The organism is Agrobacterium sp. CG674, assembly GCF_053521645.1.
Map to the genome: position 1 here is coordinate 636439 of NZ_JBNWDZ010000002.1, position 26310 is coordinate 662748.

General features: G+C 57.7%; 25 protein-coding genes and 1 pseudogene. 11 read left to right on the forward strand and 15 right to left on the reverse strand.

Annotated elements, in window-relative coordinates; all coding sequences use genetic code 11:
* Positions 1-148 precede the first annotated feature (148 nt).
* The 3 genes from ACQZ51_RS08185 (at position 149) to ACQZ51_RS08195 (ending at position 1836) form a co-directional block, all read left to right on the forward strand.
* Positions 149-988 carry a DUF4432 family protein gene (locus ACQZ51_RS08185; protein ID WP_448776353.1) on the forward strand — a complete coding sequence of 280 codons (840 nt, stop codon included), beginning with the start codon at positions 149-151 and terminating at the stop codon, positions 986-988.
* 123 nt (positions 989-1111) lie between these two features.
* Positions 1112-1450, forward strand: coding sequence for a protein tyrosine phosphatase family protein (locus ACQZ51_RS08190; RefSeq protein WP_042617235.1), 339 nt, complete (start codon positions 1112-1114; stop codon positions 1448-1450).
* Positions 1451-1494: 44 nt separating this feature from the next.
* On the forward strand, positions 1495-1836 hold the full coding sequence (locus ACQZ51_RS08195) for a RidA family protein (protein ID WP_042617234.1): 342 nt from the start codon (positions 1495-1497) through the stop codon (positions 1834-1836).
* A gap of 306 nt (positions 1837-2142) precedes the next feature.
* On the opposite strand, the gene ACQZ51_RS08200 is transcribed toward ACQZ51_RS08195, so the two are convergent.
* From ACQZ51_RS08200 to ACQZ51_RS08215, 4 genes are all read right to left on the reverse strand, one after another.
* Positions 2143-2892: a HugZ family pyridoxamine 5'-phosphate oxidase gene (locus tag ACQZ51_RS08200; RefSeq protein WP_448776354.1), complete on the reverse strand. Its 750-nt coding sequence runs from the start codon at positions 2890-2892 to the stop codon at positions 2143-2145.
* Between the two features lie 64 nt (positions 2893-2956).
* Positions 2957-4609: a thiamine pyrophosphate-binding protein gene (locus ACQZ51_RS08205; protein ID WP_448776355.1), complete on the reverse strand. Its 1653-nt coding sequence runs from the start codon at positions 4607-4609 to the stop codon at positions 2957-2959.
* Positions 4606-5811 (reverse strand): succinate--glutarate CoA-transferase, encoded by a 1206-nt coding sequence (caiB, locus tag ACQZ51_RS08210; protein ID WP_448776356.1) that lies wholly within the window; start codon positions 5809-5811, stop codon positions 4606-4608. The genes ACQZ51_RS08205 and caiB overlap by 4 nt, the downstream gene beginning before the upstream one ends.
* Before the next feature lie 92 nt (positions 5812-5903).
* On the reverse strand, positions 5904-6845 hold the full coding sequence (locus ACQZ51_RS08215) for an alpha/beta hydrolase (RefSeq protein ID WP_448776357.1): 942 nt from the start codon (positions 6843-6845) through the stop codon (positions 5904-5906).
* A gap of 120 nt (positions 6846-6965) precedes the next feature.
* Here ACQZ51_RS08215 and ettA point away from each other — a divergent pair, with 120 nt between their 5' ends.
* On the forward strand, positions 6966-8615 hold the full coding sequence (gene ettA, locus ACQZ51_RS08220; protein ID WP_448776358.1) for an energy-dependent translational throttle protein EttA: 1650 nt from the start codon (positions 6966-6968) through the stop codon (positions 8613-8615).
* Between the two features lie 130 nt (positions 8616-8745).
* Here the strand turns inward: ettA and ACQZ51_RS08225 are convergent.
* A pseudogene (locus ACQZ51_RS08225) lies at positions 8746-8925 on the reverse strand (hypothetical protein); the annotation flags it as partial.
* Between the two features lie 296 nt (positions 8926-9221).
* Between ACQZ51_RS08225 and ACQZ51_RS08230 the strand changes: the two are divergent.
* Entirely contained in the window at positions 9222-11558 is a 2337-nt protein-coding gene (locus ACQZ51_RS08230; protein WP_448776359.1) for a methyl-accepting chemotaxis protein, read from the forward strand.
* Positions 11559-11672: 114 nt separating this feature from the next.
* Here the strand turns inward: ACQZ51_RS08230 and ACQZ51_RS08235 are convergent, their stop codons facing one another.
* Positions 11673-12131 (reverse strand): VOC family protein, encoded by a 459-nt coding sequence (locus tag ACQZ51_RS08235; RefSeq protein WP_448776360.1) that lies wholly within the window; start codon positions 12129-12131, stop codon positions 11673-11675.
* A gap of 99 nt (positions 12132-12230) precedes the next feature.
* Between ACQZ51_RS08235 and soxR the strand changes: the two genes are divergently transcribed.
* The 3 genes from soxR to metF all read left to right on the forward strand — a co-directional run bounded on the left by soxR (position 12231) and on the right by metF (position 14736).
* Positions 12231-12680, forward strand: coding sequence for a redox-sensitive transcriptional activator SoxR (gene soxR / locus ACQZ51_RS08240; RefSeq protein ID WP_448776361.1), 450 nt, complete (start codon positions 12231-12233; stop codon positions 12678-12680).
* Between the two features lie 144 nt (positions 12681-12824).
* A complete protein-coding gene (locus tag ACQZ51_RS08245) occupies positions 12825-13838 on the forward strand; it encodes an ArsR/SmtB family transcription factor (RefSeq protein WP_448776362.1) in 1014 nt (337 codons plus the stop codon).
* A 1-nt stretch (position 13839) separates the two neighbouring features.
* Entirely contained in the window at positions 13840-14736 is an 897-nt protein-coding gene (gene metF / locus ACQZ51_RS08250) for a methylenetetrahydrofolate reductase [NAD(P)H] (protein WP_448776363.1), read from the forward strand.
* Positions 14737-15171: 435 nt separating this feature from the next.
* Here the strand turns inward: metF and ACQZ51_RS08255 are convergent, their stop codons facing one another.
* The 9 genes from ACQZ51_RS08255 to ACQZ51_RS08295 form a co-directional block, all read right to left on the reverse strand.
* Positions 15172-16398 (reverse strand): lytic murein transglycosylase, encoded by a 1227-nt coding sequence (locus tag ACQZ51_RS08255; protein WP_448776364.1) that lies wholly within the window; start codon positions 16396-16398, stop codon positions 15172-15174.
* 203 nt (positions 16399-16601) lie between these two features.
* Positions 16602-16985 (reverse strand): hypothetical protein, encoded by a 384-nt coding sequence (locus tag ACQZ51_RS08260; RefSeq protein ID WP_448776365.1) that lies wholly within the window; start codon positions 16983-16985, stop codon positions 16602-16604.
* A gap of 46 nt (positions 16986-17031) precedes the next feature.
* The gene (locus tag ACQZ51_RS08265) at positions 17032-17433 is read right to left on the reverse strand and encodes a DUF6678 family protein (RefSeq protein WP_448776366.1); all 402 of its coding nucleotides are present in this window, start codon (positions 17431-17433) and stop codon (positions 17032-17034) included.
* The gene (locus tag ACQZ51_RS08270; RefSeq protein ID WP_448776367.1) at positions 17400-18191 is read right to left on the reverse strand and encodes a glycoside hydrolase family 25 protein; all 792 of its coding nucleotides are present in this window, start codon (positions 18189-18191) and stop codon (positions 17400-17402) included. Before ACQZ51_RS08270 ends, ACQZ51_RS08265 begins: the two co-directional genes overlap by 34 nt.
* Before the next feature lie 147 nt (positions 18192-18338).
* On the reverse strand, positions 18339-19016 hold the full coding sequence (locus tag ACQZ51_RS08275; RefSeq protein ID WP_448776368.1) for a class I SAM-dependent methyltransferase: 678 nt from the start codon (positions 19014-19016) through the stop codon (positions 18339-18341).
* Positions 19013-20263: a DUF3419 family protein gene (locus tag ACQZ51_RS08280; RefSeq protein WP_448776369.1), complete on the reverse strand. Its 1251-nt coding sequence runs from the start codon at positions 20261-20263 to the stop codon at positions 19013-19015. The genes ACQZ51_RS08275 and ACQZ51_RS08280 overlap by 4 nt, the downstream gene beginning before the upstream one ends.
* Before the next feature lie 205 nt (positions 20264-20468).
* Positions 20469-21506 (reverse strand): transglycosylase SLT domain-containing protein, encoded by a 1038-nt coding sequence (locus ACQZ51_RS08285; RefSeq protein ID WP_448776370.1) that lies wholly within the window; start codon positions 21504-21506, stop codon positions 20469-20471.
* Positions 21507-21628: 122 nt separating this feature from the next.
* Positions 21629-22264: a LysE family translocator gene (locus ACQZ51_RS08290; RefSeq protein WP_448776371.1), complete on the reverse strand. Its 636-nt coding sequence runs from the start codon at positions 22262-22264 to the stop codon at positions 21629-21631.
* 166 nt (positions 22265-22430) lie between these two features.
* Positions 22431-23642 (reverse strand): pyrophosphate--fructose-6-phosphate 1-phosphotransferase, encoded by a 1212-nt coding sequence (locus ACQZ51_RS08295; RefSeq protein ID WP_448776372.1) that lies wholly within the window; start codon positions 23640-23642, stop codon positions 22431-22433.
* A gap of 334 nt (positions 23643-23976) precedes the next feature.
* Here ACQZ51_RS08295 and ACQZ51_RS08300 point away from each other — a divergent pair, with 334 nt between their 5' ends.
* The 3 genes from ACQZ51_RS08300 to ACQZ51_RS08310 all read left to right on the forward strand — a co-directional run bounded on the left by ACQZ51_RS08300 (position 23977) and on the right by ACQZ51_RS08310 (position 26251).
* A complete protein-coding gene (locus ACQZ51_RS08300; RefSeq protein ID WP_448776638.1) occupies positions 23977-24717 on the forward strand; it encodes a TerB family tellurite resistance protein in 741 nt (246 codons plus the stop codon).
* Entirely contained in the window at positions 24714-25481 is a 768-nt protein-coding gene (locus ACQZ51_RS08305) for an N-acetylmuramoyl-L-alanine amidase (RefSeq protein ID WP_448776373.1), read from the forward strand. The genes ACQZ51_RS08300 and ACQZ51_RS08305 overlap by 4 nt, the downstream gene beginning before the upstream one ends.
* Positions 25482-25714: 233 nt before the next feature.
* The gene (locus tag ACQZ51_RS08310; protein WP_448776374.1) at positions 25715-26251 is read left to right on the forward strand and encodes a lytic transglycosylase domain-containing protein; all 537 of its coding nucleotides are present in this window, start codon (positions 25715-25717) and stop codon (positions 26249-26251) included.
* The last annotated feature ends 59 nt before the right edge of the window (positions 26252-26310 follow it).

The following is a 26310-nucleotide window of genomic DNA, read 5'->3' on the forward strand; positions in this document are numbered from 1 at the left end:
ATCCCTTGGGTTCTTGCCCAATACACACACGTTAATCTTGACCCTATTGTGAAAAAGGTGAATTCGAAGTTAACGCAATCTTAATTTTACAACACGGCGATAGCATTTGCGTGATCGCCGTGTCGATGAATGATTGAAGGAACCTTCCATGCGTGCTCTGAAAGCCGGAAAATCCCCCACCATCTTGTTAGACGACAGGTCTGTGCTCGATATCGGCTCCTGCATTGTCGATGGCACCGATATCGCTCCCGGAAGAGCCATTCCCGATGATGGCGACCCACGGATCGACCATTCCCTGGAAGGCTTTCTGTTCACCTGTGGTCCCGACCATATTCGCCATCCGCAGCCCATAGCAGGGGCGGGAGGTGGCAAGAAATACCCGCTGCACGGTTCTTTTTCGTCGCATGCAGCCGAGATAACCGATTGGGTGGTGTCGGACGATAATGCGCTGGCAGCCGCAAGGGTTCCCGTGCGGCTGGCGGATGGTGGAACGGCGCTGCTGAAACGCGAGTGGCGGATTGACGGGGCGACGGGTGTGGTCAGTCTCGAAGACGTGGTCACCAACACCAGTGACGGCGCTCAAGCAGTTTTTCACATGTACCATATGAATGTGGGTGCACGTTTGTTTGATGACGGCGTGAAGCTTTCCGGCGCCATGTTTGAGGGTGGCGGTTTTGGCTGGCGGTTTGGGGAGGAGCCGGGCGGCGTGTTCTGTGTGCCCGCTGGCAAGGGTGCCGATGGCTGGGCTGAAATGACGCTTGGGCCGATTGCCGCCATTGGCGAGAAAACGCTGAAAGTCGCATTTCGGACCGATACGCTGCCGCACCTGCAGATGTGGCGCAACCAGAGCGACCCGGCGCATGTGATGGGCATCGAGCCGGTTTCGCACCGCTGGGTGGACCGCAGCGAGCTGGAGGCTGCGGGTGAGTTTATCATGCTGCAACCTGGCGAAAGCCGCTCCTATGGTTTGCGGTTTTCCATTCTCTGAACAGCCTTCTATTTGGAAAGGCGCGTCATTGACGCACCGGTTTTAACCCCTTACACCGGGTTCGGAATTTGGGACGGCGAGGGTTGAGACACCCGATTGCCGCCATCACCGGAGGACATGAAAATGGATATCAGGCGCATTGACGACGAATATTCCGTAACCGGCCAGATCAGCGTTGCCGATCTCGACGAGGTCCAGGCGCTCGGCTTCAAATCCATCGTCTGCCACCGCCCCGACGGTGAAGAAGAGGGACAGCCGCAGTTTGCCGATATCGCAGAACGGGCCGAGGCGCTGGGCATTGCTGTTGCGCATGTGCCGGTCGGCCGGTTTGGCGTGGATGCCGATGCGGTTGCTGGCATGGTGGATGCTCTGGATGAGCTGCAACGCCCCATGCTGGGTTACTGCCGCTCCGGCGCGCGCTCCACAGCCATTTACGAAAAGACCCACCACCTGCGCGGCTGAGTTTCAGCTTTTCAGACATTAGACGATCAACAGGAGATTTCAGTATGAGCATCAAGCGTATCGAACCCGGCAAGCGCATGAGCGCCGCAGTCGTTCACGGCAACACCGTTTATCTCGCTGGTCAGGTTGGCGAAGGCACGTCCGTGACGGAGCAGAGCAAGTCCGCACTGGCTGAAGTCGATCGCCTTCTGGCGCTGGCTGGCTCCGACAAGTCGAAGATACTCCAGACGATCATCTACATTTCCGACATGTCCACCTTCGGCGAAATGAACGCCGTATGGGAAGCTTGGATCGACCCTGCCAACCCACCAGCCCGCGCCACCAGCGAAGCAGCACTGGCAACGCCTGATTATAAGGTTGAGTTCATTGTGACTGCCGCTATCTGAGCGGTTTGAAATTTGCAGAAAGCCGGTCCTTTGGGGCCGGCTTTTTTGTTGGAATTCTGGTGGCGGAGCAAGTCTCGGACCCCTCACTTGCGATTTCTAACACTTGAGCTTTGCTCAAGATTTTGAAATCGCTTTCTCTCCCACAAGGGGAGAGATAAGGATGGCGCGCCGACCGCGCTTTACCTCTCCCCTTGTGGGAGAGGAAAGAAAATCACGATCTTAGCTTTGCTAAGTCGTAGATTTTTTAGGTGAGGGGTTTTGCTCGACTGTCGCGATTTATCTTTCAATGTAAATGGCTTGGAAGGTTTAGCTTGGCGTTTGATTCAACGCCTTGCCAAACTGATTCACATCCACCACTCGCTCATCAAACCACAGCCGCGCGAGGTCGCTGGCTGAGGCAAGGTTGATGCCGTCAGGATCAATCGATGTGATTTTCCATGCGCCGGATTTTTTGCCTGCCAGGGCCGCGAGACGGGAGGCTTCGCCCTTGATGGCATTGAGGCGGGTGATTTCTGTGTCCGCGGCTGCCATCAGTTCTTCTGCGCCTGATAGATCGGTGCGCAGATCTGCGGGCGTGATGTTGCTGGCGTTGCGGGCCGGGCCGCCATTGATCTGCACGCCTTCCACCTTGAGGCGGTAAAGCTGCGTATTTGGCAGGGACAGATAGAGCTTGGCCTTGGGGTAGCGGGCAATATAGCGCGCCTTGGCAAGCGGCACCTCGTCAGCAGCCATCAATTCGGCTTTTCCTACAAGCGTCAGTCTCGGCAGCGTCAGGGCATCACCCTTGGTGAAGGCGGCCAGAACCAGCGAGATGCGCGCATCCGCCTCTATGTTGCGTGCGTGCAGTGCCAGGCGGGCGGTGAAGAAGAAGGGTGTTCCATCCGGCTCGATGGCGATGTTGGTGGCGGTGTTGTAGGGGTAGCCGCTTTCAGGATCGAGCGTGGCAAGGCCAACGACGCGGCAGGTGTGCAGCACATCGCGGGCCACGCGGATGGCCTCGAAGGGCGCACCGGCGGAAGGTTCGATTTTTGCGCCGCGTGGGGTGATTGCTGCCATGATGCTCTCCGTCTTTTCGCTTGAACGGTTTACATCATGGCAGGGCAATTTCCATTGCCTGATATTAGTTGCCTTCGCGAATTTGCGTCAGCGTGCGGGCAGGGGTGATGGCCTCCGGGTCGAGTTTGATCTCGATGATCGCAGGCTTGCCACTGGCGCGGGCGCGCTCATAGGCCGGGCCGAAATCGTCTGTCTTCTCAACAATCTCGCCGTGGCCGCCATAGGCTTTGGCGAAGGCGACGAAATCAGGGTTGACGAGATCCGTGGCGCTGACGCGACCGGGATATTCCCGCTCCTGATGCATGCGGATGGTGCCATAGGTGCCATTATTGACCAGCACGGTGATGATGGGCAGGCCGTAGCGCACGGCGGTGATGAATTCCTGACCATGCATCATGAAGCAGCCATCGCCTGCAAAGCAGACCACTTCGCGCTGCGGGAACAGATGCTTGGCCGCGACGGCGGCGGGCAGGCCATAACCCATGGAGCCGGATGTGGGGGCCGACTGCGTGTTGAAGCGGCGGAAGCGGTGGAAGCGGTGCACCCATGTGGCATAGTTGCCCGCGCCATTGGTGAAGATCGTATCTTCGGGCACATTGGCTTCGATCCAGTCCATGATCGGTCCCATCTGCACCGGGCCGGGGCCGGTTTTTGGCGGGGTGGACCATGTGCGATAGGTCGCGTGCATTGCGGCTGTGCGCTCTGCCCAGACGGGGTTTTCAGGCACATCAAGCATCGAAAGCGCTTCGACGAATTCGCCGGGGGCGGCGCAAATGGCAAGGTCTGGCCGGTAGACGCGGCCAAGCTCTTCGGCCTGCGGGAAGACATGCACCAGCGTCTGCGAAGGGTAGGGAATGTCGAGCAGCGTATAGCCTGATGACGGCATTTCCGACAGGCGGCCACCGAGCAGAATGATGAGGTCCGACTGCTTGATCTCTTTCGAGAGCGCCGGATTGATGCCGATGCCGACATCACCCGCATAGGACGGGCTCAGGTGATCAAACAGCATCTGGCGGCGGAAGGAGCAGCCGACCGGCAGCTTGAAGCGTTCCGCGAATGTCTTGAACTGGGCAACGGATTCTTCGCTCCAGCGTGTGCCGCCGAGGATGACCATGGGGCGCTGCGCAGTCGCCAGCAGCTCGGCAAGCTTTGCCATTTGCTGCGGGCCGGGGTGATTTTCGACAGGCGTGTAGGGCTTGGCTTCCGGTGCATCGACCAGTTCCACCAGCATGTCTTCCGGCAGGCTGAGAACAACCGGGCCGGGGCGGCCTGAGGTGGCGACGGCAAAGGCGCGGGTTACGAATTCCGGAATGCGGCGGGCATCATCGATTTCGCCGACCCATTTGGCGAATTCGGTAAAGGCGCGGCGATATTCGACTTCCTGAAAGGCTTCACGCTCACGCGCATCGCGCTGGACCTGACCGATGAACAGGATCATCGGGATCGAATCCTGCATGGCGATGTGCAGGCCGGCAGAGGCATTGGTGGCGCCGGGGCCGCGTGTGACCATGCAGATGCCGGGTTCGCCGGTCAGCCGTCCCCAGGTGTCTGCCATCATGGCAGCGCCACCTTCCTGGCGGCAGACCACGGTTTCGATGCCGCTCTCGTAAAGCGCATCCAGCACGGCCAGATAGCTTTCGCCCGGCACGCAGGCCACGCGGGAAACGCCATTGGCTTTCAGGGCTTCGACAATCAGTTGTCCACCGGTTCTCTTCATGGCGTCAGGTTCCTTTCAATCTCGATCAACTCGGCCAGCACTTCCTGCTGATGCTCGCCAAGGCGAGGGCTCGGGCGGTTATAATGTAAGGGCGTTTCGGAGAGCACGATGGGTGTGCGCACGCCGGGAATGATGGTGCCGTCTGCGGCCTCAAGATCAACCCGCAGGCCGCGTGCCTGCACCTGAGGATCGGCAAACATTTCCTCGATGGAATTGATCGGCCCGGCGGGCACGGCATTGCTTTCGCAGGCGGTCAACAGGTCGCGCTTCAGCCATTTCAGCGTCTCGGTGGAAACGAGCTGCCGGACCTCGACCTTGTGGGCGACGCGGGCTTTGTTGGTGGCATAGCGTTCGTCATCGGCCACCGTTTCGATGCCAAGGATTTTGCACAGGCGGCGGAATTGCCCGTCATTGCCAACGGCCAGAATGAGGAAGCCATCGGCGGTGGGCACCACCTCGTAGGGCGATATATTGGGGTGGGCATTGCCCAGCCTTGACGGTGCCTTGCCTGACATGAGGTAGTTCATGTTCTGGTTGGCCAACACGGCGGATTGCACATCCAGAAGCGCCATATCCACATGCTGGCCCTGGCCGGTGCGCATGGCGTGGATAAGGGCTGCCTGAATGGCCGTGACGGAATAGATGCCGGTGAAGATATCGGCCACCGCTACGCCCGCCTTCATCGGCTGGCCATCCGGCTCGCCGGTGATGGACATGAATCCGGACATGCCCTGCACGATATAATCGTAACCGGCGAAATCCGCGTAAGGCCCGGTCTGGCCAAAGCCGGTAATCGAGCAATAGATGAGCTTGGGGTTCAGCGCCCGCAGGCTCTGGTAATCCAGCCCGTATTTTTCCAGCCCACCGCGCTTGAAGTTCTCGATGACGACATCGGCGGTCTTGACCAGACGGCGCACGGTTTCTCGGCCTTCATCGCTTTTCAGATCGACGGTGATGGAGCGTTTGCCACGGTTGGTGGAGTGGTAATAGGCGGCGGACAAGTTGTCGCCATCCTTGCTCTCCACAAAGGGAGGGCCCCAGGCGCGCGTATCGTCTCCGCCATCAGGGCTTTCCACCTTGATGACGTCAGCCCCCATATCCGCCAGCATCTGCCCGGCCCACGGGCCCGCCAGAACGCGGGCAAGCTCAATCACACGAATGCCTGCAAGCGGCGGCTGTTTTTTGCTGGAAATGTCTGCCATGTTTTTCTCACATTTTCAGAAATCTATAGCCGTGCAAACTTCTGCGTGCATGTGAAATAATCTCATGGCCTTATTCCGTTTTGGAACTTCGATCAGCCCTCTGTCTCTGTCACCTTCCGCGTCCACGCGGCAAAATCCGCAGCCGGGACTTCCCAGCCGATTTCGTTCAGGGTTTCGTGGCGCATGCCGGGGTAGATGCGGTCTGTGACATCCTTGAAGCCCGCGGAGCGGAACTGCCCCGCCAGCCAGACGATTTCGCGGCCATTGTTGGTGGCGGCGTCTTCGTTGCCGCTGACGAGGAGGATGGGCATGGCTTTGGGCAGGCGCGAGATGAGTTTGGGGCCGCGATAGGACATTTCAAACACATCCTGCCACAGCGAGACACTGGCTTCGAACTGGCAGAGCGGGTCTTCGACATAGGCATCGACGGCTGCTTTGTCGTGGCTCAGCCAGTCCGCCGAAGTGCGTTTTTCCGGCATCTTGCTGTTCCAGATGCGGAAGGTTGCCTTGGGCAGGATGGCGCTGGGAACATCCGAGCCCTTGAGCATCTTCTCGGTGCGCAGAATGACCTGCGCAACACGCCCCATAATGCCGGGGTTGAGGTTGGAGTTCCACACCGACAGGCCATCGAAACGATCTGGGTGGCTGACGGCGGTGTTGAGCGCGATGAGGCCGCCCATGGAGTGGCCGAAGAGAATGACGGGCAGGCCGGGGTGACGTTCACCCACCATGGTGCGCATGGCCATGACATCCGCCATGACCTTTTGTACGCCGTCTTTCCATGCGAAGCGCCCGATGGGCGCGTCGTCGGCCTTGGTGCGTCCGTGGCCACGGTGGTCATGTGCGTAGACCTCAAGCCCTTGAGCCGCCATGGCCTGCGCGAAGCGGCGGTAGCGCCCGGCATGCTCCACCAGCCCATGGCAGATCATCAAAACGCCGCGTGCCGTGCCCACGGCTGGCTCGTGCCGATAAGCGACCGATGCACCTGAAGGACTTGCCAGTCGATTGATTTCACTGAAGGCCATATCGTCCATTCATCTCTCCGCGGCTCACGCTTATTGTTGGGGTAGAGGTTGCTCCCGGCCCCTAATTACCTTACATAGCGGCAAATTTCCCATTCGAATTTTCAAATCTGACGCGGAGCATTCGCTACAATGGCACGTCAATTCATCTACCACATGTCGGGGCTGAACAAGTCTTACGGCGCCAAGAAAATCCTTGAGAACGTCAACCTGTCGTTCTACCCCGATGCCAAGATCGGTATTCTCGGACCAAACGGTGCGGGTAAATCCACCGTGCTGCGCATCATCGCCGGTCAGGACAAGGACTTCACCGGTGAAGCCTGGTTGGCCGAAGGTGCGACCGTTGGTTACCTCGAGCAGGAACCGCATCTGGACGAAACCAAGAACGCGTTCGAAAACGTGATGGTTGGCGTGGCTTCGAAGACAGCCGTGCTTGATCGTTACAACGAACTGATGATGAACTATTCCGACGAAACAGCGGATGAAGGTGCCAAGCTTCAGGACATCATCGACAGCCAGAACCTGTGGGATCTGGAACAGCAGGTCGAGATGGCGATGGAAGCCCTGCGCTGCCCGCCGAAGGACAGCGATGTTTCTCTGCTGTCTGGTGGTGAGCGTCGTCGTATCGCGCTCTGCCGTCTGCTTCTGTCGCAGCCAGACCTGCTGCTGCTCGACGAACCGACCAACCACCTTGACGCCGAAACAATCGCCTGGCTCGAAAAGCACCTGCGCGATTACCCCGGCGCCGTGATGATGATTACCCACGATAGATACTTCCTGGATAACGTCACCGGCTGGATTCTCGAGCTCGACCGTGGCCGTGGCATTCCTTACGAGGGCAACTACTCTGCTTACCTGACGGCGAAAGCCAAGCGCATGCAGCAGGAAGCCCGCGAAGATGCAGGCCGCCAGAAGGCCATTTCGCGCGAACAGGAATGGATTGCATCCAGCCCGAAGGCACGTCAGGCCAAGTCCAAGGCGCGTATCAAGTCCTACGAGCAACTGGTGGATGCCGCCGACAAGCAGCGCCCCGGCGACGCACAGATCATCATCCCGGTTTCCGAGCGTCTCGGCCAGGTGGTTATTGAGATGGAAGGCATCGTGAAGGGCTTTGAAGGCCGCACGCTGATCAACGATCTCTCGATCAAGCTGCCACCGGGCGGTATCGTCGGTATTATCGGCCCTAACGGCGCTGGTAAGACGACGCTGTTCAAGATGATTACCGGTCAGGAAAAGCCGGATAGCGGTTCGGTTCGCATCGGCGAGACCGTTCAGCTTGGCTACGTGGACCAGAGCCGCGATGCGCTGGATGGCACCAAGACCGTTTGGGAAGAAATTTCCGGCGGCGCTGAAATCATCAAGCTCGGCAAGTTCGACATGAACTCACGTGCCTATTGCGGTGCGTTCAACTTCAAGGGTGGCGACCAGCAGCAGAAGGTGGGCAACCTTTCCGGTGGTCAGCGCAACCGCGTGCACCTTGCCAAGATGTTGAAGGCCGGCGGCAACGTTCTGCTCCTCGACGAACCGACCAACGACCTTGATACCGAAACACTCGGCGCGCTGGAAACAGCACTCGAAAACTTCGCTGGCTGCGCCATCATCATCAGCCATGATAGAATGTTCCTCGACCGCCTTGCCACGCACATTCTCGCTTTCGAAGGCGATGGCCATGTGGAATGGTTCGAAGGCAACTTCGAAGACTACGAACAGGACAAGATCCGCCGCCTCGGTGCAGACGCACTGAACCCCGGCAGCCAGGCCTACAAGCGCCTGACGCGTTGATCTCTCTGTGAGATAACCAGAAACTCAAAAGCCGTTGCATCCGAATGATGCAACGGCTTTTTTCTTGATACCAGCGCCAAAGAAGGCGCTGGCTAATGTTCAGTGCCTAGCAGGATGGCGGTATGCCAGCTTACCCTCGATCAGTCAGTATGGATTGAGGAGGGCACTTTGCCGGGAAGGCATTCAGGGCCTGTTCCGCAACCATCTCCAGCGCCTCCCGGTCGAAGCCAGCTTTTGCCTGAACGGCCATTCCGTGAAGAACGGCCATGACGAATGCCGCGAGGGCAGCAGGTTGTGCTGAAGCGGGCAGGGGCTTGCTCGTTGAATAAGGCACGCCAACAGGTTCTCGGTCTCGATAGAGAAAAGCCTAGGGCATCAGCAACAGCTGGTGCCCTACGTGTTTGTGCCGAGCTTTATTTCGATCAAATTCTTTTTTCAAAGCCTTAAAATCTTTTACGAATTTTTATGTGGTGCAGCCTAGGCTCAAACAAAGAGATCTTTCTGCAGCGACTCGTCTGCACGGAGAGGCCAATGTTTATTGTCGTCAATTCCGGCGGATTTTGAATTATAAATTTTCAATAAGCTGCTTTGTAATCTGGGGGTTACATGTTTTCGATTCGAAATATTCTTGTCAGCGCATTCCTCATCGTTAGCATCTTGCTCTGCGGTCTTGTTGGGTCTTCGACCTATTCTGCCTTTTCGCAGTATCAGGTCAGCCGCTCGGTGAACGAGCTTGCCAATCTGGATCGCGCTCTGTTCAACACCCTTCTCAACTTCCGCAGTGAGCGCGGCGACAGTGCGACTGCGCTGACGATGTCTCGCAGTGCCGGTGCGGCGTCCTTTGAGAGCGTCCAGAAGTCACGCGCGAAGGTCGATGCAGCCATTTCACAGGCGACCGGCGGTTCCGACAGGGTCATGACGAAGGAGATCACCAGCGCGATGACCGCTACGCGCTCCGTCTATGACCGTCTTCTGGAGCAGCGAAAGAAGATCGACCAGGCGGTGACAATCGAACTGGACCAGCGTGAAAAGGGAATGGACAAGGTCATCCTTGATCTCGGCACCGAGTTCCTCAATTCTCTCGAGACTACCTCGCTGGCGATTGAAAGCCAGATGCGCAGCCTGGACCCGAGTTCTGTCGCGCTTATTCAAATCCGTTCGCAGGCGTGGGCCGCCCGCGCACTGGGTGGTACCGGCACTGTTGTGGTGAATGGCGCAATTGCTGCGAACCGTGGCCTCAACCCGGCGGAGGTGAGCAGCGTCACAACGGCTGACGCCGGTGTCGAGTTCGCATGGAAGTCCGTACGCGTTCTTGTCAACCATCCCGAAGTCGCTCAGACATTGAAGGACGAGTTGACCAAGGCTGACAACGTTTATTTCAAGGGCGATTTCGCCACGTGGCGCTCCGGCATCCTCGCCAAGTTGAAAGCGGGCGAGAACGCTGGCGTGTCCATCGATGAGTGGCGCCCAAAGATCACCGCAGCGCTCGGCAGTATCGCATCTGTCGCCTCGTTGGCAATGGATGAGCTTAACCGCTTCGCCACGGCCCAGGAAGCCACCTATCTTCAGTCCCTGATCTTCTATTCCGCGCTTCTGATTGTCGCCATGGCGATCGGCATTGCCGGCATATTCATTGTTGTCACCCGTGTGACAGGACCAATCTCGATCCTGACGCGCTGCATGGGCAAACTTGCGGATGGGGATCTGAACGTCACAATCGATGGCGCAAGTCGGCAGGACGAAATTGGCGGCATGGCGCGCTCGGTGGAAGTTTTCCGCGAATCCGCTATTCGCAACAAGCAGTTGGAAGCTGATGCTGAGGTTAACCGCAAGCGCTCTGAAGAAGAGCGCGTGACGATGCAGCGGCAGGCTGAAGAAGAGGCTGAGGCGCGTCTTGTTCAGGCCACCAACACCTTTGCGGCCAGCATGAAGCGGCTGGCGGCAGGCGATATGCTGTGTGAGCTGAACGAGCCGCTGGCATCGCAGTTTGAAATGTTGCGTGGGGACTTCAACAGCTCCGTTCGGCAACTGCGTGAGACACTGGCGAGTGTCGGCGTCTCGGTCTCGACCGTTACGGGCGGCTCGCACGAAATCTCCTCTGCATCCGACGATCTGGCCAAGCGGACCGAGCAGCAGGCTGCTTCGCTGGAAGAGACGGCTGCCGCACTGGAGCAAATCACATCCAATGTGACAGCGACATCCAAGCGGTCTACTGAGGCCCGCAGTGTGGTGCGCGACGCCCGCGAAAAGGCCAGCAGCTCCAGCGATGTGGTGCGCAACGCCGTTGCCGCCATGGAGCGGATCGAGCACTCCTCAAAGCAGATCGGCCAGATCATCGGCGTCATCGACGAGATCGCTTTCCAGACCAACCTTCTGGCGCTAAATGCCGGTGTGGAAGCCGCCCGTGCGGGTGAGGCCGGCAAGGGCTTTGCAGTTGTGGCGCAGGAAGTGCGTGAGTTGGCGCAGCGTTCGGCCAAGGCCGCAAAGGAAATCAAGGAGCTGATCAGCAATTCCGCAGTTGCGGTGGGTGAGGGCGTGCGTCTGGTGAATGATACGGGCACAGGGCTTGGCGAGATTGCCGAGCTGGTTCAGTCCGTGAATGTTCACATGGAAGCAATCGCGACAGCCGCGCATGAGCAATCCGTTGGGCTTGCGGAGGTCAATACGGCGGTGAACCATATGGACCAGGCAACGCAGCGCAACGCGGCGATGGTTGAGGAAATGAACGCCGCAGGTGCATCGCTTGCGCAGGAAAGCGCAAACCTGAACGGTCTGCTTTCGCATTTCCAGCTGGGACAACCGGGTCGTGCCCAGCCTGTTGCTGCGGGGCCACGTTCGGTTGCTCCGGCGCCAAGCAGGGCGGCTCCGCGCCCGGCGCCACGCAGCGTGCCAATGAGCCACGGCAATGCCGCGCTGGCCACGAAGGAATGGGAAGAGTTTTGAGGCACTCGTTACCACGTTGATCTGACTTCTGAGTCTTAGAATAAAGCCGCCGCATTTCATGATGCAGCGGCTTTATTGCTAGAGAAATTTGAGACTATAGATCTGTCGCAGCCTCTACGCCCGCTCATTCCATGCTGAGAGTGTCGTTACGCCCGGAATGTCTGGCCGGGCTTGTTCTGGCAGGATTGCGATATATTCCAATTGATGGCCGTCAGGATCGTTGAAGTAGACGCTGGCGGCGGGCATCCACGGAAAGACGATGGGTTCGTCGATCTCTGCTCCGGTCCCGCTTTGAGGGGTAATCCCTTTTGAGCGCAGGTAGGTGGGCGCGGCGATGACCTGATCCAGCGTTGTCTGGAATGCGATGTGCAGCTTGATCTGGAGCGGGCTGCTGTGGATGGACCAGAGGCCAAGCATGGAGGTTTCTCGGCCGCCGATCCAGAAGAAGGCGACGTTTCGCTCGGGGATGGTGTGTGCCAGCTCAAGCCCGACGATATCGCGGTAGAAATTGATAGAGCGTTCGAGGTTCGAAACGGTCAGGTGGGTCTCATACAGTCCTTGGATGGATATCATGGGTCAACTCCTGTGGTCGTTCAACGCGCCTTCGTGCGGTGCTTGATTGATGGGCTGACAGGGTTCATAGGACCTCAACCATAGTTGAGGTCAAGAGGCATGACGGCGGAATTGAACATTCATCGGGAGCTGTCGGTTGGCGAGGTTGCCAAGCGGTGCGGCGTTGCCATTTCCACGATCCATTTTTATGAGGCGAAGGGGCTTTTGACGCCTTTGCGCAATGCCGGAAATCAAAGGCGCTACCCCCGAGAGGTGCTGCGCCGAGTAGCCATCATCAAGATTGCCCAGCAGGCTGGCATACCGCTTGCCGAAATTGGCCGGGAACTGGCCGCGCTGCCGAATGGGCGAACGCCCAATGCGCAGGATTGGAACAATCTGGCCACATCCTGGCGCGCTGCTCTGCAAAAGCGGATCGACAAGCTTATGCAGCTTCGAGATGACCTTGAGGGTTGTATCGGGTGCGGATGCCTGTCAGTGGCAGATTGCCCATTGCGTAATCCTGGCGACAGACTGGGTGCTGAGGGTACGGGAGCTGTGCTTCTGAAATAGATCGCTGTTGCAGGCTGTTAACCCTGTGCGGACTTGCGGCGGTGTCGATCGGTTTTTGTCGCTCTGTCGGTTTCTGCCATCTTGCATCTCCTCCCAAATCGTATAAAGATATCTTTATATGTTGATTGAGTTGAGGTTGATGCATTGGCTCTAGGGCTTGATAATCTGGTGGGGCTTTTGAAGGCGGCGGGCGAGCCAACGCGGTTTCGGCTGCTTGCGCTTTTAGGCGCGGGCGACCTGACGGTGACGGACCTGACGGAAATTCTGGGGCAATCGCAGCCGCGCATTTCCCGCCATCTCAAGCTGCTGGCTGAAGAAGACCTGATTGACCGTTATCAGGAAGGCGCATGGGCTTATTTCCGGCTGAAGCAGGATGGCATTGCTGCCGAGATGGTGAAGCAGTTGCTGGCGGCTGCGTCACGCAATGACGCCGTGCTTTTGCGGGATTCCGAGCGGCTTTCAGCTGTCAAACGGGTGCGAGCCGAGCGGGCGCAGGATTATTTTGCTCGCAACGCGTCTGCCTGGGATGAGCTTCGCCGTCTGCATGTGAGTGATGACGCCGTAGAAGGTGCGTTGCAAAAACTCATCGGCACAACACCGGTTGATTCCATGCTGGATCTCGGCACCGGTACGGGCCGTATCTTGCAGCTTTTTAGCGGCATCTACCGCCGCGCCATTGGCATCGATGCCAGCCGTGACATGCTGGCGGTTGCCCGCTCCAATCTGGACAAGGCCGGGGTGGCGCATGCTTCCGTGCGGCATGGCGATATCTTGAACCTGCCGCTGGAAAGCCAGGATTTCGATCTTGTGGTGGTGCATCAGGTTCTGCATTTTCTCGACCACCCACAGATGGCACTTGCCGAGGCTGCGCGCATGCTGCGCCCCAATGGTCGTCTTGTGATTATCGATCTGGCACCGCATTCGCTGGAATATCTGCGGGAAGAGCACGCACATGTGCGCCTCGGCTTCTCCCACCAGACGATGGAAGAGTGGCTGAAAAAGACCGGTCTGAAGCCCGAAACGGCTGTTGACCTGCATTCGGGAAATGCGTCTGCCCAATCGCTTGACGTTACAATATGGGTCGCGCGCGATCCGCGCCTGCTGATGGCTGGCGAGGAGACGATGGACGCACCGCTTCTTTCCGCCGGGAGGGCATGAGATGACAAAGACCGACACAGACCGCAATGTGAACGAAAGCTTCAAGCTTTCCTTCGAGTTTTTCCCGCCCAAAAGTGCCGACATGGATGTTCAGCTGTGGGAAACGGTTGAAGAACTGGCGCGCTGGAACCCGGACTTCGTTTCTGTGACCTATGGCGCAGGCGGCACGACCAAGGCGCCGACACTGCAAGCGGTGCAGCGGATGATTTCCGTTGCCGGATTGCCGACCGCATCGCACTTGACCTGCGTGGATGCCAGCAAGCAGGACGTTCATGACGTGGTGGCCGAGTTTCGGGACGCGGGCGTGAAGCACTTCGTGGCGCTGCGTGGCGACCCTTCCACGGGTGTTGGCACCGATTACAAGCCGCATCCTGAGGGCTATGAGAATGCAGCGGCGCTGGTGCGCGGGCTGCGTGAACTGGGTGATTTCGAAATCTCGGTTTCGTCCTATCCCGAGAAGCACCCGGAAAGCGAAAGCGATGCTGTCGATATCGATATGCTCAAGCGCAAGGCTGACAATGGTGCGACCCGTGCCTTGACGCAGTTCTTCTTCGACAATGATATTTTCGAGCGCTACATGGAGCGCGTGACGAAGGCGGGCATCACCATTCCCGTGGTGCCGGGCATCATGCCAATCCAGAACCTGACGCAGTTGAAGCGGTTTGCCGGCCGTTGCGGCACCAGTGTTCCGTCGTTTCTGGATGACCGTTTTGCCGGTTACGACGATGATGTGGTGGGCCGGGCGAAGGTTGCGGCAGATGTTGCTGCCGAGCAGATCCTTGACCTGCAACGGCGCGGTATCAACGAATTCCACCTCTACACCATGAACCGCGCACCGCTGGTGAATGCTGTTCTGGAAAATGTGGGCTATCGTCCGCTGCGCAGGTCAGCCGCGTAAGCGGTGTGGACTTTCAAATTGCCGGAATGAAAAAAGCGCAGGTTTTGCCAAACCTGCGCTTTTTGCTTTGATTGATAATCAACTGCTTGATGTGGGCGACAACCCCAAGGTGCGTGTCAGATGAACAACATCACTCCGATAAACGCGAACGCCACACCAACTGCTAAGGCATTAAGAGAATTTGTAAGTCCCATGCTCTGCCTCCTTTACGTTGACAGTAAGCATTATGACCCTTTTGTGTCGGTTGAAAAGCGAAATCTATATTGCGGCGCACACAAAAACGGCCACAATTTCAGGGCGTTGGCGCCAATCCATTGAAAAACAACTTATATTACGATCTGTAAAATTGAGTGCATATTGTGAAAAAACGTAAACGGCCATGGTTAATGCCATGGCCGTTTGTCTTAATGTGATGGAATCTGTGTACTGAAGTTCTTAAAGAGCGTCCAGCAGGGCCCGGGTTGGCCAGCCATCTGCGGGCAGGCCGAGGCGCTGCTGCTCACGCTGGACCGCGATGCGGGTGCCAGAGCCGAGAATGCCGTCGATCTTGCCGACATCATGCGTCTTGGCATCGAGCTTGGTCTGAAGTTCCTTCATCGCGGCATCATCAAGACCTGGCTCCGGGTTGCCCTTGGCGTAGACAGGGGCGCCCATGAAGCGGGTTGCGAAATAGGCCGCCGAGGTGGTGTAGATGAAGGACTGGTTCCATTCCAGATAGATGTTGAAGTTGGGGTAGGTGAGGAAGGCCGGGCCCTTGCGACCCTGTGGCAGGATGAGCGATGCGGGCAGGGCGGCAAACGCCTTGTCACCGTTCTTAGGAGCAACGCCTAAGTCGAACCACTCGCCCGCTGTCATCGTGCCGCCGAGACCGGATTTTTCCCACGGGAGGTTTTCCGGTACGGAAACTTCCTCGATCCATGGCTCGCCCTTTTTGAAGCCGAGGTGCTGGATGAATTTTGCTGCCGTCAGGATGGCATCCGGGCTGCTGGCCTTGACGTTGACATGGCCGTCGCCATCACCATCCACGCCGAAGGCAATGATGTCCTTTGGCAGCATCTGCACCTGGCCGATTTCGCCTGCCCATGCACCGGTGTTGGTGGCGGGATCGAGATCGCCGTGCTGAACCATTTCGGTCAGCGCGATCAGCTGCGGGCGGAACAGTTCCGGGCGGCGGCAATCATGGGCCAGCGTGACCAGTGCGTTGCGGGTGTTGAAGTCCCCCTGAACCGCTCCGAAATCGGTTTCCATGGCCCAGAAAGCGGCGATGACACCTGCGGGAACGCCAAATTCTTCTTCAGCGCGCTTGAAGGTGGTGTTGAACTCCTGGATCTTCTTGCGGCCCATATCCAGCCGTCCCTGGCTGACAGTGCGCTGGGAGAATTCAAGGAAGGTCTGGCGGAAAACGCCCTGGGCGCGGTCCCGTGACAAAACCTTTTCGTCGATCTGCGCGCCTGATAGCGCCTTGTCAACGGCAGCTGCTGGCACGCCCTTGGCGACCGCGTCAGTCTTTACGCCAGCAAGGAACGTCGCGAGGTCGCCGCCGCAGGCTACCTGCTTTGGATCATCTGGCGAGACCGCGGGGGTGACAGCGAGCGCAGAGCCGCAGGACAATGTCAGGAGAGTGGCAGCAAGCGCTATGCTGCGGGGGGAAAAGCTGGACATTAAAATACCTCGAGTGAGCTTGTGACCCTGCGTTCGCCAAAATTTGTGGCAGAAGCGTGAGCAGACACGGGGAAAAGCCCCACGTGACGTTTTGTTTCCCGGACATGCGAATATTTCACACGTGATCTGCCACAATTTCTAGGAAAATCAAGGTCACCGAGACCCTTAAGGCTGAGTTGACAAAGTTAGCTATTGATTTCCACTCAGAGCGTCTGGGATACAGCCGCGTCGAGAAGCAGCTTTAAGGCTTCGGGAAAGTTTCCCGACGTATGTGCCACATGCTGAATGTCGGTCGCTCCCTCAGAGAAACTGTAAAACTCGTAGTGATCTTCGAATATCTCGATCTCTATCGGCGGAACCGTCGACGACCAGATAAAACAGATTGTAGGCCAATACCCCAACCCAATCTCGTCGGGTGTCTGATATAACCCTGGGGCAAACCTCGCGAAAAGCCGTGCATTTTCGAGTGTTTTCTGGGCAAGGTTGGGTGATTCAGCGGCAAGTTCGCTGATCTTCGTTTCAACTTCGACCCACGTCGAGCATTCTACGCGCGGTAGCGCGTTATCGTTGGCTGTTGGTTTCGCCATTGTTCTATCCCTGCGGCTGTGCCTCAATCAGTCCTGCGGGCAATATTCAAATGTAGTCGACGCCCTGGCCATTCTGAACTTGGCCGAATACACGAAAGCCTGCGGACGTTTCCTCACCCGGCACATGCACTTTCCTGAGTGCGGATAGGACAAGTTCACGCTGCATGGGTGTTTCCACGTGAATATCGACGTAGACAATGTCTTCGTAACCGCCTTCTGTAAAGTGGTACAACCAATCCCGATCAGGCCCGTAGTTGTGGCCGTTCATACTAAGCGTGCTCCATGCCGGGCTCGGCGTTAGCTCGTCCATCTCCAACACGAGCTCGTTCCATTTTGTATTGTTCATCACTGGATTGAGCACGTCACTGCCTTTCAAACCTAGAATGATATCATGGTTGATTGGGTTTTGACCCGTTAGTTTCTTGCCTGATTGACAGACGCCATCCATTGACGCCAGTTTTTCTCGGAGCCAGCGAAGACGTTGATATCTGTGGGGGTGCTGATGCCGGGGATGACGCCGGTGCCGGTATATTGCCAGAAGGACCATTGCCGGTCGCTGTAGATTTCTGCCGGGTGGGCGGCGGTGGAGCGGACCCAGAAAGGGTAGTTCTTGAACTGGCCGACCAGATTATCGCGGTGGAAATCCACGCTTGTGTAGATGATGGGCCGCTTGCCATAATGCGCTTCGATGCGGCGCATGAATTTCAGCATCTCAGAGCGCACCACTTCGGGTGCGGGGCGCGTCTTGCAGGTGGGGGAGGAGGGGTTCCACTCCACGTCCAGCACGGGCGGCAGCTTCATGGATTCCTTTGGAACGCTGCGAATGAACCAGTCTGCCTGCGCATCGGCTGTCGCACAGAAATAGTAGAAGTGATAGGGCGCATGCGGAATGCCAGCGGCGGACGCATTGCGCCAATATTCATGGAAGCGGGCATCGAGACGGTCCGTACCTTCGGTTGCCTTGATGAAGGCGAAGGAAACGCCGGATTTCTGCACCGTTCTCCAGTCGATTTCGCCATTCCACTTGGACACATCGATGCCATGCACCTCATGCTTGTGGGGGGATTTGGAGCCGAATTCGTGGGGGTCATTATCCTTGAAACGTGGCTGGGCCAAAGACGCTGTTTCGAGGAAATCGTAGCTGGTGGACGTGCAGCCACTGAGCAGCAGTACGGTCGATAAGATAGCCGGAAGAAGCCGCTGCATGATAATCCCAGAAATACGAATGGCAGTCCGCGCTGCCCGGAGAAGGGCGCGCCGTAATCTCTCATTTACCATAACAGGGTAAACAAGGTGTTATGGCAAGCGCCGACCCCTTCGATTTCCGTTATCTCACGCGGATGTCAGGCCGTTTCAGGCTTTGGGAAGTGTCAGAACTGCCCGCCATGCATAGCCGCGAGCAATCGGTTCGAACTCCAGCGTTGCACCGTGGCTGCCCGCTAGCGTTTCCAGCACATAGCGCATATTGGCGCGGGGGGTGACGTGGAATTTGGCAAGCCATGCCTGAAGCAGGCTGCGAAACCAGGTTGGCAAATGCTCCTGCTGGCCGAAATCCACGATGTGCAGGGAGCCGCCTGGTGCCAGTGCCAACAAGGCACGTTCCACGGCCTTTTCCCAATCCGGGATCATCGAGACCGCATAGGAAATCATGATCCGGTCAAAACCGGTGGCGCGGCCAAATTCTGATAGCTTGAAGGTGGTGGCATCAGACACACGCAGAATGGGGCGCTCGCGGTGGCTGCCGAAGTTCTCGCTGGCGGTGGTCAGCATTTCCGACGAGATATCCAGACCATAGAGCTTTGCGCTTGGAAAATGTTTCGCGGCGCGCAAAAGGTTGCGCCCTGTGCCGCAGCCGACTTCCAGTAGAGTGCCATCCACGGGAACATCGAGTTTGGCGATGGTCGTATCGCGGCCCAGAAGGTAGTATTTGCGCGTCAGATCATAGATGTGCCGCTGGTTGCGGTACATCTTGTCCATGAGGTTGGCGTGGTTGACATCACCAAGGCTGATGTGATCGCCGATGCTCTTCATGCCTGTGCCCTCTGATAGATGTGGAAGCCGCCATAGATGGCGGAGCGATCACTTGCGTTCAGCTCCTGCGAACGTTCGGCCAGATAGGTCCATTGCGCGCTGATGTCAGGCGACAGGCGGCCTTCGATGACACTCTTCTCAGCGGCGGTGCGGAAGATGACGCGGGCGTCTGGTGCCGCTGTGCGGCTGATCTGCGACCACAATTCGTTGATCTGCGTATCTGTCATCCAGTCCTGCGCATCCAGAAGCACGTAACGGTCTACCGAGGAGGCTGGCTTGGAGGCCAATAGCTCGGTGAAGGTGGCGTGGTGGACTGAGACGCGCGAGGCGTTTTCGCGGATGGCTTCGTAATAATCGCTGCGCAGATAATCCGGCAAATTGCCTTCCTGGGACTGCGGGTAGCGGCGCGCAAAGGCCTGCCAGGCGAAGTAATTCTCCTTCAGCGGAAAATCGCAGGCGAGCTTCTCAAGGCGCTGGCGCAGAACTGGGGCAATGGTGTTGCCGTGCGACAGGCTTGCCAACTCATCATACTGGCGTGGCGGAATGCCGAGGCCGAAGAGCGAGCTCTTGCGCTTCGTCAGCCAGCGGATCATTGGCTTATCGAACAGGGGGGCGACCTTCTGATCGAAGAACTGGCGCTGCTCATCCATGGAGCGGGCATTGGCCATATCCGTCAGCTTCACGCCGTGCAGGCGCGCCAGCACGTGGCCGACGCCAATGAAGCGGCCCAGAAGGCCAGTGCGGTAGATATTGCGATCAAAGACAGTGATGCGGCGGCGGCCACTCAAGGTGCGCTTGGACCAATAGGCGCGGGTCTGCGCATCCAGATTGGGGGCGATGAAGCGGTCATAACCGGAGCTGTTGGAGCGCACATCAGCCACGCCGAACTGGCGAACGACATCGCCATGGTTGGGAAGGTGCCGGAATGCGGCCAGTTTCAGCTTGTTGAGCGCAATGTGATGGGGATTGAGATCAACCACATCGATGCGCGATGGATTGCGGGAGAGATAGGCCAGAACGTTGCAGCCGCCGGAACCGATGGTGACGATGCTGTGGCCATCGCGCAGCTCCATGGCGCGCATATCGACATCAGGATCCTCCCAGATCTGCGGGTAGACCAGACCGGAGAACAACACGCCGAAGAGGCGTTCCGAAAGGCCGCTGGTGGACAGGGCCTTGTGCTGGAGGAGGGCACTCTTGAGCTTAACGTTTTTGCTGAAACCGGTCTTTGGCGCCACACTCGTCATCTGATTCCACCTCTCATTCGGTTCAGAGGCGTTTAGCGGCGGGACGCAACAGTTTGATGACGGGTGTGTATGGGCAAGCCGGGCGTAGATTTACGCAACAGAACGCCTTCCCCACGGATGGGGAGACCGGCGGTCAATGGCTGAGAGGATGCGAAGAACCGATCTCCCGACCTGTGGGGAGATGCAGAAATATGGAGCGGCAGGATTACTTGCGCAGAACGTGCAGCATGCCCTTGCGCTTGGCGTCGTAATAATAGCCGCGCGCATAGAGGCGAACCGCATTGTCGCGGTCGTTATCGGCCACCATCCATGCGCCGCGCAGGTATTTCACAGCATATTTCAGGTTGGTTTCTGCGTCGAAGAGGCCGGAGGCCGGGCCATCGAAGCCCATGGAGCGGGCTGTGGCGTGCTTGATCTGCATCAGGCCGAAGTGGCCGCCGTTGATGGCGCGCGGATTGTAACGGCTTTCACGCATGACCACACGGTGGACCAGATCTTCCGGCACATCGTACATCGTTGCATATTTGGTAATGAGACCGCTGAGCTGCTGACGTCCACCCAGGGCGGTGGCCAATGGAGATGTTGTTAGACCTTCGCGGGTGCTGATGGCGGCAAGGGCTGCGTTTTGCGGAGCAGACGCATAGGCCAACATCGCGCCTTGCGGCTTTGGCACAGGAATGACGCTCTGCTGCTTCATCATTTCTTCCGTCAGCGGAATGGCGGCCGCTGAGGGTGTGCCTGGCGCGCTTGGCGCTGCCGGAAAACCACCCTTGAGGGCGACGACCTGAGGAAGAGCGGCGCTGGTAGCGGCCTGCTGGGTGACGGCTGCGGCGGCAGAGGTTGTTGCGGCTGGTGCAGCAAGTGCTACCGGCGTGACAGGGGGCTGCATTTGCGCGCTGATGGCTGCTGCGGCTGCAATTTCGGACGCTGGGGGAAGTGCGACGCGGCCACCCTTGAGGGCGGTGGCGGCCGGCAATGGATTGGTGGTGGTTGCTGCGGCAAGCTGAGGAGCTGCGGGCGCCGTTGCTGATGCTGTGGTGGTGGCGGAAGCGGGCTGTGCTGAAGCTTCCTGCGTGGTAGCGGGTGTTTGGCTGGCGGTATTTTCAGATGCTGGTGTAACCGCTGTCATCTGCGGGCGGGGGCTGTATTCGACGCTGGTGCATCCTGCCAGTGTGAGCGCCACGCCCATGGTGGACGACAGAAACAGCGCCGATTTTCGACGAAAATTGCCTGAAATTTTCATTCTGCCGCCTTTAACTGCACTGCCGGTCTCAAGCCCAGATTCAAGCGAAACGGGCAGTCCCTGTGGCGCGATCATTAACCTATCGTAAGGTTTCGGGCAAGCGGGGACTGAGTAGCAAATTCTTATGCAGCGATTTTGCGGTATCCCGCCGTGACGGCGCGACCGGCAATAAAGCTCTTACGCTTTGAATTCGCCGGCTTTTTGGAAACAGACATGCGCCGCACGGATGTGATAGTAAAGCGTGCGAATACCGCCTGCAGGCTGAGGCAGACAAGCGCGATGAGAAGAAGGACAGCCTGCATCTGCGTGACCATTTCAGCCACATCGCGTGTGCCGTTCAAAAACTGCATGAGGAAGGCGACGAAAAAGCCGAAATAGCGCAGGCGCAGGGCAGCCGTCACGAAGCAATCGGAAAACACGGTGCCGAAGGATTTTCCGCGCAGATTGTCGTTATCGGCATTGGCTTCACGGGCAGCGGGGGTGGCGATTGTCCAGAGAACGAACAGCATCAGCCATGCGGTTCCGGTCCAGCGCAGGATATCGATGAGAGACGACGGCATCAGCTCGACGCCGACCACGATGATGGACGCGGCGGTGACGGTGGTGACGATGCCAAGCGTTGCGCCTGAGACGGCAGCGACCGTGGCGCGCTTGCCACGAATGGAAGCGTAGCTGGCGACCTTGAACGAGATGAGTGAGGGCAGTGTGAAAAGAATGGCACAGGCCAAGCAGAACACGAGCCAGACTTGCACAGACATTGCTTTCCTCCTTGCCCTCCCTGCACGTATTTTATGTTAACCTACAGCATTGCCCCAGAAACCGAAACGGATTTATGGGTCTGAAGGTTCATAACGTCAGAGCGGTGTGTTTGCGCCACACTGTGCGGTTTGCCGCATCATGTGGCGCAAAGAGGCGCTTTTATGCTCAGGCTGCCTTATAGGGCTGGCCGATGTGGTTCATGACTTCGTCGAACCATTGCGTGGACAGATCGAAGTGCTTGCCGCCCTTGATGCGCGGAAACTCGATGGTGCGCAGCTTGCCGCCCTGATCCTCATCATGACCGGTGACGCCGGATACCTTGTTCAGTGCGCTTTCGACGGCCAGATCAACCATGCTCTGGATGAGGCGAAGGTCCTGACCGTTGGCAGGGGCGGAGCGGGCGTAGTAACCAGACTTCTGCACCATGGTGCGTTCTGCGCCGATGAGGCCCGCAAACTGCTTCTGGAACCAGCCGCCGACATTGATGGTGTCAATCTTGACGTGGCCGAAAGCATCGCGCTTGACGGTTTCCCCTGACGCTTCGCGCTCGGCAACAATCGAATCAAGTCCAGCGCCTTCCGACACGAAGAGCGTGACGAATCCGGTCTTTTCCATTGTCTTCTTGAGGCGCTCGGCCTCGGCCTCGATATCGAAGGCCATTTCCGGCAGATAGAGGCCATCAATGCTTTTCAACTGCTCGCCCATCAGCAGGCCCTCGACATATTCATTGCCGCTGGTCTTCTGAATATAGGCACGCGCGGTTGCTGCCGTGAGCCAACCGCAGTGGCGGCCCATGACTTCGTGAATGACGAAGGTCTTGGGCGCAGCACTCTGTTCATTGCTGACATTATCGAAGAAATTCGCGCCGACTTCAGCTGCTGTCCATGCGCCCAGCGACTGTTTGATGGGAACGACGTCGTTATCCACCGTCTTGGGCAAGCCGACGACGGTAAGGTCATAGCCATTGGCGCCCAGATAGGCTGCGAGATCGGCCGCTGTGGTGTTGGTGTCATCGCCACCGATGGTGTGGAGAATTGTGACGCCATCTTTTGCCAGGCGATCTGCGGCAACTGCCAGCGGATTTTCGCCTTCCTTGACGAGGCCGCGCTTGGCGCAATCTGCGGCATTGGTCAATTTCACGCGGCTGTTGCCGATGGGCGAGCCGCCATAGCGGTGCAGAAGATGCGCTTTTTCGCGCATGCTGCTGGTGATTTCGACGCTATCGCCAAGCAGAACGCCCTGATAGCCGGAGCGATAAGCCACGATATCGATGTCAGGGGCGATGTCGCTGTAACGCTCGATCAGGCCGCCCACGGCAGAGGAGAGGCATGGTGCAAGACCGCCTGCGGTCAACATTGCAACTTTCTGTTTGGCCATCGTGGCACTCCTTCGTGTTTGTTCAAACGATCTCGCCAAAGATCCGCTGGGGCAAATGGATGGAGCAGCCAATGGGGCATGTAAAGTGAATTTCTCAAGAAAATCGGGCATTTCGAGGCAATTTTCGAACCCCTTGAGCGCAGTGGCCGATATAATCGTTTCAATTGGCTGACTGCTGCGAAGGCAAGATGCCAGCCTGTGGAAAACAGTGGCGGTGGCCGTCGCAGAGCGTCTCAGTGAGCCAGAAAATGGTGATCTGAAGATGAATAAAAGTTAATGACGTGCGACCTTTATGTATATTGCATTCATGCGGCGGCATCGTATGATCGCACTCATGATGTACGATTTCGCCTGTTTGCAACTGACTTCGCTTTGGGAACGACTGCTCGGCGCAATTGGCGATGCGGCGGGCAACGTGCTTGGCCGTGTGATAGAGGCCGTCAGGACCGTTTTTGAAGGCGATCCCGAGACGCGTCGGCAGGTGTCATTCTCCATTGCGATCATTGCGCTCTCTGCCAAGATGGCCAAGGCAGATGGCATGGTGAATGATGCGGAAGTGAAGGCTTTTCGCCAGATTTTCGACTTTCCCGAAGAAGAAGCGCAGAACGTTGCCCGACTTTATAATTTGGCGCGGCAGGACGTGGCTGGTTACGAGGCCTATGCCGAGCGCCTGTCCGGTCTTTGCGGTTCTGGCGAGCAGAATTGCGAAATGCTGGAAAGCGTGATTGATGGTCTGTTCCATATCGCCAAGGCGGATGGTTTGATCCATGAGCGTGAAATGGCGTTTCTGGGTCGCATCGCTGAAATCTTCCGAATCACGGATGATCATTTCGAAACCATCATGGCGCGGCATGTGCATATGGATGGACGCGACCCCTATCGTGTTCTCGGCGTTTCGCCTGCCGATGATTTTCTGGATATTCGCAAGCGCTACCGTTCGCTGGTGGCCGAACATCACCCGGACAAGCTGATTGCGCGTGGCGTTCCCATGGAACTGCATGCAGCGGCCAATGAGCGCATGGCGGCTCTGAATGCCGCCTATGCGGCCATCGAGAAAGAACGCCGCGTCGCATGAGTGAATTCACAGCCGATTATGCCGGTGCGCTTGTCGCGCCTTCGCCCAACCATGGCGAGCGGGTTGGTGTTGCCGGCCCAGACATGATCATTCTTCACTACACAGGCATGGGCACCGCCGATAGCGCGCTTTCCTGGCTGTGCAATGAAGAGAGCCAGGTTTCCAGCCATTACTTCGTTTTCGAAGACGGGCGGATCTTGCAGCTCGTTCCTGAGAGCCAGCGCGCATGGCACGCCGGAAAAAGCTTCTGGGATGGTGCCGTCGATATCAATTCGCGCTCGATTGGTATCGAGATTGCCAATGCTGGGCATCCGGCTGGGTTACCTGACTTTCCCGATGCGCAGATCGAGGCTGTTATCCAATTGTGTCGGGATTGTGCGCAACGGTGGTCCATTGCGCCTGAAAAGGTGCTGGGACATTCCGATATCGCGCCGGTGCGCAAGATCGATCCGGGTGAGAAGTTCCCATGGGATACTCTGTCGCAGCATGGCGTCGGGCACTGGGTTGAGGCGGCACCCATTGGTGGCGGACGGTTTTTCCAGCGCGGCGATAGCGGACAGCCGGTCGAGGCCCTTCAGTCGATGCTGTCTCTCTATGGTTACGGCGTTGAAATAACGGGCATTTATTGCGAAAAAACAGAGGGCGTTGTTGCGGCTTTCCAGCGGCATTTCAGGCCGTTTCTGGTGGATGGTATCGCAGATTTTTCGACCATCGACACGTTGCACCGGCTGATATCGGCGCTGCCAAGGTTTAGCGGCGTCTGATTGAATGGCGGCCTCCCTACACGGATGCGTGACGCGGTTTTTTGCGTGTTGCCACAGTATATCCTCATTGATTCACTTAATGCACCTCATCAACCGATGATCTGTTTCATTTTGAAACGGTCATTGCCAGTATCAATGATGAAGACCTGCGACGGATTGTCCCGATGACCTTCCCATGTGGCGCGCATTAACGCTGCCGTTCGCGGTCTTCAGCCCGGAGACGTTTCATACCCATGAGAATTGCCTATATTGCTGTTTCGGCTTGCCTTGTTATGCTTGCCGCACAGAGTGGTCCCGCTTTTGCCGAAGAAGGGGTTAAAACCAAGACCGTCACGCTGGAAACCTTCATTCGCAAGCCGGGTTATCCCATTCCCGAAAGGGCTCTTCCGCAAAAGCTGCACAATGGCTATTCCGAACTGATCGTAAAATATGCCACGCGCTATGGGGTGCCGACCAATCTGGCCCATGCGGTAGTATCCGTCGAAAGCAAGTTTAATCCCAGGGCGAGGGGCAGTGCCGGAGAGGTGGGGCTGATGCAGATCAAGCCAGCCACGGCGCGCATGATCGGTTATCGCGGCACGACCAACGCGCTCTATGATCCCGAGACCAATATTCGCTGGGGCATGCAATATCTGGCCATGGCGCATCAACTGGGCGGCGGGCAGGTCTGCGATACGATTTTGCGCTACAATGCGGGCCACGCCGCAAAGCGCATGAACCCGGTTTCCAAACAATATTGCGGCAAGGTGCAGGCGCTGTTGCAGGGCTGATGGCCGATTTGCCGCTTTTGCACGCGGCCTGACTTTGCTAGGCAGAGGCATAGCATTGC